Below are 10498 nucleotides of genomic sequence, written 5' to 3'. Positions count from 1 at the left end.
GGGTCTCGTCACGAAGAAAAACAGATCGGCGTGACGAGCTTGCGTGGGCGCCGCGGCAGGGGGTGATGCGGGATGCTGCGGGTGCGTGCGCCTCTACGCGGCCGTCGGGAGACGACGGCCCGGCGCCCGGGGCCTGGGTCGGCCCGCGGCATCGGGGTCCCGCTGCGGCAGGAACGCGGTGCGGCGCTCCCGGTCCCGTATCGCGGTGCGTATGCGCCCCGCGGGCGCGGGCACCCGGGCCCGGGCGGCGAGGACAGCGCAGGTCAGCAGCGCGGCCGCGACGGCGGCTGTGGCAGCGGTGGTGGCGGCGAGGGCGACGGCGCTGATCAGCCCGGTCTGGGTGAGCAGGGTGCCGGTCAGCAGGAAGAGGAGCACGCCCAGGTGCATGCGCAGCAGCTCGATGCGATGCGTCATGCGGCTTCCCCCCCTTTTACCCGTCGCTTCTCACTCGACCGCCATCAGTCTACGAGGCACCTCCGACAACGCGCGGCGCGGCGGTCGTCAGCCTGGCCCACACCACCAGCCGGTAGCGGGACGTGTATTCGGGGGTGCAGGTGGTCAGCGTGAGGTAGGAGTCGGGCTCGGTGAAGCGGTAGCGCGGATGGGCCGAGCTGTACGGCACCTTCGCGATCACCGTGCCGTCGGAGGGCGAGGTGCGCGGCAGGGTGCGCTCGACGACATACGTGTAGCGGGCGTGGTAGGTCTCGATGCTCACCGTGTCCCCGGGGCGCACCTCGTCGAGGTGGCGGAACGGTTCGCCGTGCGTATTGCGGTGGCCCGCGAGCCCGACGTTGCCCAGTTGGCCCGGCTGGGCGGTTCCCGGGTAGTGGCCCACGTATCCCCGGTTGAGCACCTTGGACTTGCTGATGCCCTCGGCGACGGGGGCCGTCAGCCCGATGCGCGGGATACGGAGCACCGCGTACGTCTGGTCGCGGCGCGGGGTCCCGTCGTGCACGGTGATGGTCACCTCCCCGTCGTTCTCGCGGTGCGCACCGCCCCTGCCGGAGGCGCCCCCGGGCTCCGTGCCGTCCCCGGACTCCTCACCGTCCTGGCCGGTGCCGGACGAGGGCACCGTGGGATCGTCGGCGCCCCACTGCCGCTCCAGCGACTCCACTTGGCGCTGCGCGCCCGCCCGCGCCTCCCGGTTGGTCCACCACAGCTGATGGACGACCAGCAGGAGCACGACGAGCCCGATCGTGACGGCGACCTCGCCGCCCGTCCACAGCACCCGGGCCAGCACCTGTCTTTTCCCTGGGCGCCGCCGTCGCACACCGACTCGCACACCGACCTCCCCACCCGGGCCACCGGGAGGGGCACCATAGGCCCTGCGGCACGCACCCGCCAGAGACGCGACCCCGGCAGGTGCGGCGTTAAGGGTCCGCTACCCGCCGCCCAGCCCCCGCGAGACGGTGTAGATGACGAGCCCCGCCAGGGCGCCCACCACCGTGCCGTTGATCCGGATGAACTGGAGGTCGCGGCCGATGTGGGCCTCGATCTTCCGGGAGGTGTGCTCGGCGTCCCAGCCCGCGACCGTCTCGGTGATCAGCGAGGTGATCTCGTTCCGATAGGTCGTCACCACATAGACGGCCGCGTCCTCCAGCCAGCCGTCGATCTTGCCGCGCATCCGAGCGTCCGTCACCATCCGCGTGCCCAGCGACAGGATCGCCGCCCGGGCCCGCAGCCGCAGCTCGCTGCGCTCGTCCTCGGCCGCCGCGACGATCATCGCGCGCACCGAGGCCCAGGCGGAGGCGATCAGGTCCTGCACCTCGCCGCGGCCCAGCACCTCGCCCTTGAGCCGCTCCACCCGGTTCCGGGTATCGCTGTCCGACTGGAGGTCCCCGGCGAAATCGGACAGGAAGCGGTCCACGGCGCCGCGCGCCGGATGGTCCGGCATGTCGCGCATCTCACGGACGAACCGCAGCAGTTCGCGGTAGACCCGCTCGCCGACCCTGCGGTCCACGAACCGCGGCGTCCAGCCGGGCGCGCCGCCGGTCACCGCGTCCATCACCGACTCGTTGTGCTCGACCAGCCAGTCATGGGCGCGTACGCACACCAGGTCCACGGCCCGGCGGTGGCCGCCGTCCGCGACGATCCGCTCCAGCAGCTTGCCGAGCCCCGGCGCGATCTCCTGGGCGTCCGCGCGCCGCGTGATCGCCTCGCCGACCACCGCTTGGACGTCGGAGTCGCGCAGCACGGTGAGCGCGCCGCGCAGCGCGGTCGCCAACTCGTCGGTCACCCGGTCGGCGTGCGCGGGTTCGGCCAGCCAGGTGCCGAGGCGGCTGCCGATGCCGACGGCGCGCAGCCGCATCCGTACGACGTCGCCGGACAGAAAGTTCTCGCCGACGAAGTCGCCCAGGGTCGCCCCGAGCTGGTCCTTCTTCGTGGGGATGATCGCGGTGTGCGGGATGGGCAGCCCCATCGGCCGCCGGAACAGGGCGGTGACCGCGAACCAGTCGGCCAGCGCGCCGACCATGCCCGCCTCGGCGGCCGCGGCCACATACCCGGCCCAGCCCCCGGCGCCGGAGTTCTGCGCCCACTTGGCGAGCGCGTACACCAGCGCGACGGCGAGCAGCATGCCCGTGGCGATCGCCTTCATCCGGCGCACACCGCGCCGCCGCTCCTCGTCAAGAGGGGTGTCCGCGAACGCGACGATGCCACCGGCGGCCGCCCTCGCGCCGGGCGGCGGCGGCCCTTCGGGCCCCTTTTCATCCGTCGTTGTCCGGTTCATACGCTCCACCCGGTCGAGCCGTTCCCTCTATTGTCTCGTTCCTGTCTCACTCGTCCCTGAGTGGAACGAACGGCGAGTTCCCGTCGTCTGTCTGGGGGAGCGACCCCGTCCAACCGGGGGCAGGCCGACAGGCGGACCTCTGTCCGGACATGGGATCATGGAGGACCGACCGGACCGCATCGGCGAAGCAGAGTCGCTCGCCGTTCCCGTTCACTTTCGGAGCCTGAAGGCTCCGGCTGCCCGAGGAGACCTCCGCCCATGAGCGTGCCCCCCATGCCCAGACGCACGGCCTATGCCGTGTTCGCTGCGCTGGCGGCTGTGGTGGTCCTCGTCTCGACCGCGATATTCGTCGGGGTCGGCGGCCGGGACCGGAATGTGAACGAGGCCGCGCAGGGTACCCGCAACTCCGCGGCCCCTGCCTCGTCCGGCTCCTGGGTCGGCACCTGGTCGACGTCCGCAGCCGCGGCCGAGCCGAACACGCTCCGCGGCCTGTCCGGCATGTCGATACGGAACGTCGTCCACACCAGCATCGGCGGCACCGGCGCCCGCATCCAGCTCTCCAACCTGTACAGCGCCCGCCCGCTGACGATCACGCATGCCTCGCTGGCACTGGCGGCCGCCCCCAGCAACCCGACGGCCGCCGCCGGCACCATGCGCAGGCTCACCTTCGACAACCGCTCCTGGGTGACCATTCCGCCCGGCCAGGCCGCCACCAGCGACCCGGTGCGCATGAACATCCCGACCGCCGCCGACCTGCTGATCACCACCTACGCCCCGCAGGCGTCCGGCTCGGTGACGTACCATCCGCACGCCCGCCAGACCTCGTACCTGGCGCGCGGCGACCGTACGGAGGACACGGCGGGCGCCGCGTACACCGAACAGAGCCCGTTCTGGCGCTATCTCAGCTCCGTGGACGTGTGGTCCAAGGAGGCACAGGGCTCGGTCGCGGTGCTCGGCGACTCGATCACCGACGGCATCACCTCCACCGCGGGGGCCAACCACCGGTGGACCGACTTCCTCGCCGAGCGGCTCCGCACCGAGCCGGGCGCGCCGCGTCTCGGCGTGCTCAACCAGGGCATCAGCGGCAACCGGGTGCTGAGCGACGGCACCCAGTTCCCGCCGAACAACCCCAGCGGGCTGTCCCGTTTCGGACGTGACGTGCTGGACCGTACGAACGTCAAGGCCGTCATCATCGAGCTGGGCGTCAACGACATCCTGCGCATCCCCCATCAGACGGACCCGAACAAGATCGTGGACGGGCTGCGGCGGCTGACCGAACAGGCGCACGCCCGGGGGCTGCGGGTCATAGGGGCCACCCTGTCGCCGTTCTACGGCCACCGCGGCTACACCCCGCTGCTGGACTCCGTCCGCGAGCGGGTCAACGCCGAGATCCGGGCCGGGAAGGTCTTCGACGAGGTCGTGGACTTCGACAAGGCGCTGCGCGACCCGGCGCAGCCGCTGCGGCTGCGCCCGGCGTACGACTCGGGCGACCATCTGCACCCGAGCGACGAGGGCTACCGGGCGATGGCGCGGGCGCTCCCCCTCGACTACCTCCGGGGGAGCGCGGCCGCCGAGCTGTAAGCCCGGCTCCCAGAGCTAGTGGCCGAGGTCGTGCCTGCGGGCGCGGCGCTCGGCCTGGCGCTCGGCGTGCCGCTCCTCCAGCTCCGCACGGCGCGCCCGGCGCTCGGCGCGCAGTTCCTCCCTGCGCGCCTCCTTCTCCCGGCGGCGCTCCGCCTTGAGCCGCTTCTGCTCCTCCTTGCGGAGCTTGCGCTCGACGCTGACCCCGCCGAACATCGCCAGGCCCGTGACGGTCACCCGCGGTCCTGTGGGGTCGCCGTCGGCCGACCCGCGGTGGTCGAAGCCGCCCATGATGCCGATGCCGCTGACGTGCGTCTCCAGGTCCGGCGGCACGATGACCTCTATCCCGCCCATGAACGCGAAGCAGCGGATCACGATCTCGCGGCCCTCGAAGCGGGCCTCCCGCAGATCGATCTCGCCGCCGCCCATGAGGGCGAACGCGGTGAAGGAGCGCGGCGCGGTCCAGGTGCCCTTGCGCTGGAAGCCGCCCATGACCGCGACGGCCATCTTCGACGTCGGGGCGCCGCCGATCCGCCCGGCCCAGTCGTCGCGGGCGGCGAGGCCGGTGGCGTCCGCGGGCCCGGGTTCGACAGCGGCCGCGGCGCCGGGCACCGGGAGATCCCGGACCAGCGGCTCCAGCTGGGCGTGGGTGCGGGCCTTGTAGGCCGCGTCCAGCCGCTCCTCGAACTCCTCCATGTCCAGGCGGCCTTCGGCGACCGCGTCCCGCAGCACCTCGGCGATGCGCTCGCGCTCGGCGTCGGAGGCGCGCATCTCGGAGGCACGCGCCGGGGACCCGCCCGGACGGTCGGGGGCCGTTCCCTGGGGAGATCCCTCAATTGTCATACGGACAGACTAATGCGGACCGACCGACCTGACCGCCCCACGCGCCGCGCCCTCTTCCGGCTCGCTCCCGGGGAACAGCATGCGGGCGATCACGTCCTCGATCTCCGGCTCCCGCACCGACAGGTCCACCAGCGGATATCCATCGGCGACCGCCGCCACGAGGGGTGCCGCGCTGGCGGCGGCCGGGAACGCCAGCCACTGCCGCGGCCCCTCGACCCGTACGGTCCGCGCACCGGGCACCTCGATCGGCGGCAGCTCCCGCTCCAGGTCCACCACCAGGGTGCGTTCACTCCCGCCCACCGCGTGCAGCCCGTCCAGCCCACCGTCGTAGACCAGGCGGCCGTGGTCGATGACCATCACCCGCTTGCACAGCTGTTCGATATCGGTCAGATCGTGGGTGGTCAGCAGGACGGTGGTGCCGTGCTCCGCGTTCACCTCGCGGAGGAAGCCCCGCACCTTCGCCTTGCTGACCACGTCAAGACCGATCGTCGGCTCGTCCAGGTACAGCACCTCGGGGTCGTGCAGCAGGGCGGCGGCGATGTCGCCGCGCATCCGCTGGCCGAGCGAGAGCTGACGGACCGGCACGTCCAGCAGGTCGCCCAGGTCCAGCAGTTCGACACAGCGGTCCAGGTTCCGCCGGTAACGGTCGTCCGGGATCCGGTACATCCGCCGCACCAGCGCGTACGAGTCGCGCAGCGGCAGATCCCACCACAGGGTGGTCCGCTGTCCGAAGACCACCCCGATACGGCGCGCGAGCCGCGTCCGCTCCCGCGACGGATCGATCCCGGCGACCCGCAGCCGGCCGCCGCTGGGCACCAGGATCCCGGTCAGCATCTTGATCGTGGTGGACTTCCCGGCGCCGTTCGGACCGATGTAGCCGACCATCTCGCCGCGCGGCACCCGGAAGCTGATGCCGTCCACCGCACGCACCTCGCGCCGCTCCCGGCGCAGCAGCCCGGCCCGGCGCCGCACCTCGAACACCTTCTCGATGCCGTCGAGTTCGATGAAATCGTCGTCGCTGAAGCCGTCGTCGCTGAAGCCGTCGTCGCTGAAGCCGTCGTCGCTGAAGCCGTCATCGCTGAAGCCGTCCATACCGCTCCCCTCTCAGCTCCCCGTGCTCTGATACGTGCGCAGCCCCGCCCGCCAGGCCAGCCCCGCGACCGCCGCGCAGCCGAGCGCGACCAACGGCGCGGTGAAACCGATCCAGCCCGGCAGGCCCAGCGGGTTCGGGCGGCCCAGGACGTACAGCGCGGGCAGCCAGTTGACGAAGGCCAGCGGGATCACGAACGTGACGCCGCGCAGCAGCTCGTCGGCGAAGACCGTCGGCGGGTACTGGAGCATCGTCGTCCCGCCGTACGTGAACGAGTTCTGCACCTCGGACGCGTCCTTGGCCCAGAACTGGAAGGCCCCGCCCAGCACGAACACCGCCCCGAAGATCACCGCCCCGCTCAGCAGCATCAGCGGCACCAGCACCACCCGGTCGGGCGTCCAGTCGATGTCCAGCCGGGTCAGCGACCAGCCCAGCAGCAGCGCCCCCTGGACGATCCGGCCCAGCCTGCGCAGCGCGAAGCGGTCGGCGGCGACCTGGGCCAGGATCGGCACCGGCCGCACCAGCAGGGTGTCCAGCGTCCCGTCCCGGATGCGCCGCCCGACCCGCTCCATGCTGCCGAGCGCCAGATCGGCCAGCCCGAAGGCCGTGCCGGACGTCCCGTACAGGAAGGCGACCTCCGCGAGGGTGAAGCCGCCGAGCGTGTCGATGTGCGAGAACATCAGCGCGATCGCGACGAAGTCCAGCACGTTCACGGCGAAGTTCCCGAACGCCATGATCAGGAACGAGGTGCGGTACGCCATCGTGGAGCGCACCCACATGGCGACGATCAGCGCATAGGCGCGCAGCCCGTCGTACGCCCGCGCGCGGGGCAGGGGCTCAGCCACCCTGGACCACCACCTTCCGGGTCGCGACCGACTGGAGCGCCCGCCCGGCCGCGAACAGCACCACCACCCACCCCGCCTGGAAGGCCAGCGCCCCCAGCACCGCGGACCCGTGGCGGCGCCCCAGGAAGACGTCCGCGGGCACCTGGAGCATCGCCGCCCACGGAAGCGCCTCGGCGATCTCGCCGAGCCGCCCCGGGAACACGTTCAGCGGCAGCACCATCCCGGAGAAGAACATGCACAGCAGCCCGCTCATCAGGCTCAGCCCCGTCCCGTCCAGCAGCCAGAAGGCGGCGAGCGCGACCAGATAGCGCACCGCGAACCCCACGCACACCGCGAGCACCACCGACAGCAGGAACCACAGCCAGGTCAACGGGGAGCCGGGCAGGGTGAGTTCGAACGCCAGTGCCCCGCACACCATCGGCACGATGCCGCGCCCCACCAGCTGGAAGGCGGCCCGGCCGAGGTCCGAGGCCAGCCACCACAGCTGGAGGTCGACCGGGCGGTAGAGGTCGACGGCGATGTCACCCGACCGGATCCGCTCCTGGAGCTCGTCCTGGAAGCCGCCGCCGAACAGCGCCACCGTCGCCAGCAGCGCCTGGCCGAGCCAGACGAAGGTCAGGGCCTGGGAGAGGTCGTAGCCGCCGAGATGCGGCCGTTCGTCCCACAGCGCGGCGTACGTGTACGCGACGATGAAGCCGAAAACGGTGTTGGTGAACACCCCGGCCACGGTGGCCACCCGGTACGTCGCGTAGCGTTTGAAGCCGCTCAGCGCGACGGCCGCGTAGAGCCGCATCAGCCTGATTCCCCCTCCCCGTCCGCGCTCTGCCCAAAGGCACCAAAGCTTGGGAGCTTAGTTCGCGGGCAGATGACACAGCCAGGCATTTTTCACCGGATGGTGTGAGGGGAATCACTCATTCGGCCGGTCACAGACCAGTCACAGGTGCGTGCCACGTCCCTGGCCCGGAACGGATGATGCGACAGTGTTTTATGGGGCGTACGACGCGAATCGCCCGACCGTGCACGATTCCGCCGCGGCGCAACCCTCGACGGCGGCCGAGGAGTCTCAGGAGACATGAGCGACGAGCCCCAACTGATCGACGGCGGCACGGCCGGCGTGGGCGACCCGAGCAGCCGCAACGGCTCCGGCGACGGCGGCACCGCGGGCAGAAAGGGCCGCCCCCGGCGCACCGGCTGGCGCCGGCTGCTCCCCACCTGGCGGATGGTGCTCGGTGGCTCGCTGCTGTTCCTCCTGCTCGTCGCGGGCGCCCTGGTCACCGGCTATCTGCTCGTCGACATCCCGCCGGCCAACAAGGCGGCCATCGCCCAGAGCAATGTCTTCCTGTACTCCGACGGCTCCCCGCTCGCCCGCGAGGGCAAGGTCAACCGGGAGAACGTGCAGCTCAGCCAGGTGCCCAAGCGGACCCAGCACGCGGTGCTCGCCGCCGAGGACCGCGACTTCTACACCGAGTCCGCGATCAACCCCGAGGCCATGGTCCGGGCCGCCTGGAACACCGCCACCGGCAAGGGCAAGCAGTCCGGCTCCACGATCACCCAGCAGTATGTGAAGAACTACTACCTGGACCAGGAACAGACGGTCACCCGCAAGGGCAAGGAGTTCTTCATCGCGATCAAGCTGGATCGCGAGGTGAGCAAGGACAAGATCCTCGAGGGCTACCTCAACACCAGCTACTTCGGCCGCAACGCCTACGGCATCCAGGCCGCCGCCCAGGCGTACTACGGCAAGAACATCGACGAGCTGAACACCGCCCAGAGCGCCTACCTGGCCACCCTGCTCAACGCCCCCAGCGCGTACGACATCATCGCCCACCCGCAGAACAAGCCGCGGGCCGAGGCGCGCTGGAACTACGTCCTCGACGGCATGGTCAAGAAGCACTGGCTCAGCCGCGCCGAGCGCGCCAAGATGACCTTCCCGGACCCCACCGAGGCCAAGGCCCCCTCCGGCATGTCCGGACAGCGCGGCTACCTGGTCGAAGCGGTCGAGGACTACCTCACCAGCAACGGCATCATCGACGAGCAGACCCTGGCCCGGGGCGGCTACCGGATCACCACCACGATCGACAAGAGCAAGCAGGACGCCTTCACGAAGGCCGTCCGCGACCGGCTGATGAGCAAGCTCAGCGACGACCGCAAGGTCGACCGGTACGTCCGCGCGGGCGGCGCCTCGATCGACCCCAAGACCGGGAAGGTCGTCGCCCTCTACGGCGGAATCGACTACACCAAGCAGTTCGTCAACAACGCGACGCGCCGTGACTACCAAGTGGGATCCACTTTCAAGCCATTCGTCTTCACCTCAGCGGTGGCCAACGAAGCCACCACCCAGGACGGTCAGACGATCACCCCGGACACCCTCTACAACGGCGACAACAAGCGCGAGGTGATCGGACCGGACGGTCCCACCGGCTACGCGCCCGCCAACGAGGACGACCGCGACTACGGCGACATCGACGTCACCACCGCCACCGACAACTCGGTGAACTCGGTGTACGCGCAGATGGCCGAGGACGTCGGCCCCGCCAAGGTCAAGCAGACCGCCGTCGACCTCGGCGTCCCCAAGACCACCCCCGACCTGCACGCCTCCCCCTCCATCGCGCTCGGCCCGGCCACCGCCAGCGTCCTCGACATGACCGAGGCCTACGCGACCCTCGCCAACCACGGCCGGCACGGGCAGTACAGCCTGGTCGCGGAGGTCACCAAGGACGGGGCGCAGGTCACGCTGCCCGACCGGGAGGAAAAGCAGGCCATCCCCCGGACCGCCGCGGACACCACCACCTCGATACTCCAGAGCGTGGTCGACGGCGGCACCGGCACCGCCGCGCAGGGCGCCGAGCGCCCGGCCGCCGGCAAGACCGGCACCGCCGAGGAGGACAAGGCGGCCTGGTTCGCGGGCTACACCCCGGACCTGGCGACCGTCGTGGCCGTCATGGGCCAGGACTCGAACACCGGCGTCCAGAAGCCGCTGTACGGGGCCACCGGGCTGGACCGGATCAACGGCGGCGGCTACCCCGCCGAGATCTGGGCGGACTATGTCTCCGGGGCGCTGGACGGCAAGCCCCCGGCCGACTTCGATCTGAAGCTGGAGGACGGCATCGACACCCCCGAGCTGCCGTCGGCCCCCACCCAGGCCCCGACCTCCGCCCCGCAGATCCCCACCACACCGCCCACCACGGAGCCCACGGCCCCGACCCAGCCGCCCACGTTCCCGACGTACACCCCGCCGACCGAGCCCACCATCGAGCCCCCGGAGACCCCGCCCACGGACTTCCCGACCGGCCCGCCGACCGACGGCGGCCCGGGCGGGCCGGGTGACCCGGGCGGGGACATCGGAGGCCCGGAGGGCGGCTGAGCCCCGGCGCACGAAGAGGGTGGTGACGAAATCGTCACCACCCTCTGTGC

At 71.4% G+C, this 10498-nt stretch carries 9 protein-coding genes; 2 read left to right on the top strand and 7 right to left on the bottom strand.

Annotated features, from left to right (window positions below):
- Window positions 1-93: 93 nt before the first annotated feature.
- The 3 genes from SSOG_RS27635 to SSOG_RS27625 form a co-directional block, all read right to left on the bottom strand.
- Window positions 94-414 (bottom strand): DUF6412 domain-containing protein, encoded by a 321-nt coding sequence (locus tag SSOG_RS27635; protein WP_009717556.1) that lies wholly within the window; start codon window positions 412-414, stop codon window positions 94-96.
- A 49-nt stretch (window positions 415-463) separates the two neighbouring features.
- Complete coding sequence (locus tag SSOG_RS27630) at window positions 464-1240, bottom strand: class E sortase (RefSeq protein ID WP_245606393.1); 777 nt, start codon at window positions 1238-1240, stop codon at window positions 464-466.
- A gap of 141 nt (window positions 1241-1381) precedes the next feature.
- Window positions 1382-2728: a DUF445 domain-containing protein gene (locus SSOG_RS27625; RefSeq protein ID WP_039938851.1), complete on the bottom strand. Its 1347-nt coding sequence runs from the start codon at window positions 2726-2728 to the stop codon at window positions 1382-1384.
- A 258-nt stretch (window positions 2729-2986) separates the two neighbouring features.
- Here SSOG_RS27625 and SSOG_RS27620 point away from each other — a divergent pair, with 258 nt between their 5' ends.
- A complete protein-coding gene (locus SSOG_RS27620; protein WP_009717553.1) occupies window positions 2987-4309 on the top strand; it encodes an SGNH/GDSL hydrolase family protein in 1323 nt (440 codons plus the stop codon).
- Window positions 4310-4324: 15 nt separating this feature from the next.
- On the opposite strand, the gene SSOG_RS27615 is transcribed toward SSOG_RS27620, so the two are convergent.
- From SSOG_RS27615 to SSOG_RS27600, 4 genes are read right to left on the bottom strand one after another with little or no spacing between them, the layout of a single operon-like run.
- On the bottom strand, window positions 4325-5149 hold the full coding sequence (locus SSOG_RS27615; RefSeq protein WP_009717552.1) for a DUF1707 SHOCT-like domain-containing protein: 825 nt from the start codon (window positions 5147-5149) through the stop codon (window positions 4325-4327).
- A 9-nt stretch (window positions 5150-5158) separates the two neighbouring features.
- Window positions 5159-6241 (bottom strand): ABC transporter ATP-binding protein, encoded by a 1083-nt coding sequence (locus SSOG_RS27610; protein WP_009717551.1) that lies wholly within the window; start codon window positions 6239-6241, stop codon window positions 5159-5161.
- Window positions 6242-6253: 12 nt separating this feature from the next.
- A complete protein-coding gene (locus SSOG_RS27605; RefSeq protein WP_078510638.1) occupies window positions 6254-7018 on the bottom strand; it encodes an ABC transporter permease in 765 nt (254 codons plus the stop codon).
- Between the two features lie 58 nt (window positions 7019-7076).
- On the bottom strand, window positions 7077-7877 hold the full coding sequence (locus tag SSOG_RS27600) for an ABC transporter permease (protein WP_009717549.1): 801 nt from the start codon (window positions 7875-7877) through the stop codon (window positions 7077-7079).
- Window positions 7878-8156: 279 nt separating this feature from the next.
- Here SSOG_RS27600 and SSOG_RS27595 point away from each other — a divergent pair, with 279 nt between their 5' ends.
- Complete coding sequence (locus tag SSOG_RS27595; RefSeq protein ID WP_009717548.1) at window positions 8157-10448, top strand: transglycosylase domain-containing protein; 2292 nt, start codon at window positions 8157-8159, stop codon at window positions 10446-10448.
- Window positions 10449-10498 lie beyond the last annotated feature (50 nt).

It is taken from the genome of Streptomyces himastatinicus ATCC 53653, assembly GCF_000158915.1.
Taxonomy (GTDB): Bacteria; Actinomycetota; Actinomycetes; order Streptomycetales; family Streptomycetaceae; genus Streptomyces; species Streptomyces himastatinicus.
The sequence above is the reverse complement of the archived record's forward strand: the minus strand, read 5'-3'. Positions and strand labels throughout refer to the sequence as shown.

What these genes read in the sequence shown, in the direction of transcription:
- SSOG_RS27635 (WP_009717556.1), bottom strand. Translation starts at nt 414, where the DNA reads ATGACGCATCGCATCGAGCTGCTGCGCATGCACCTGGGCGTGCTCCTC.
- SSOG_RS27625 (WP_039938851.1), bottom strand. Translation starts at nt 2,728, where the DNA reads ATGAACCGGACAACGACGGATGAAAAGGGGCCCGAAGGGCCGCCGCCG.
- SSOG_RS27620 (WP_009717553.1), top strand. Translation starts at nt 2,987, where the DNA reads ATGAGCGTGCCCCCCATGCCCAGACGCACGGCCTATGCCGTGTTCGCT.
- SSOG_RS27615 (WP_009717552.1), bottom strand. Translation starts at nt 5,149, where the DNA reads ATGACAATTGAGGGATCTCCCCAGGGAACGGCCCCCGACCGTCCGGGC.
- SSOG_RS27610 (WP_009717551.1), bottom strand. Translation starts at nt 6,241, where the DNA reads ATGGACGGCTTCAGCGATGACGGCTTCAGCGACGACGGCTTCAGCGAC.
- SSOG_RS27605 (WP_078510638.1), bottom strand. Translation starts at nt 7,018, where the DNA reads ATGTGGGTGCGCTCCACGATGGCGTACCGCACCTCGTTCCTGATCATG.
- SSOG_RS27600 (WP_009717549.1), bottom strand. Translation starts at nt 7,877, where the DNA reads ATGCGGCTCTACGCGGCCGTCGCGCTGAGCGGCTTCAAACGCTACGCG.
- SSOG_RS27595 (WP_009717548.1), top strand. Translation starts at nt 8,157, where the DNA reads ATGAGCGACGAGCCCCAACTGATCGACGGCGGCACGGCCGGCGTGGGC.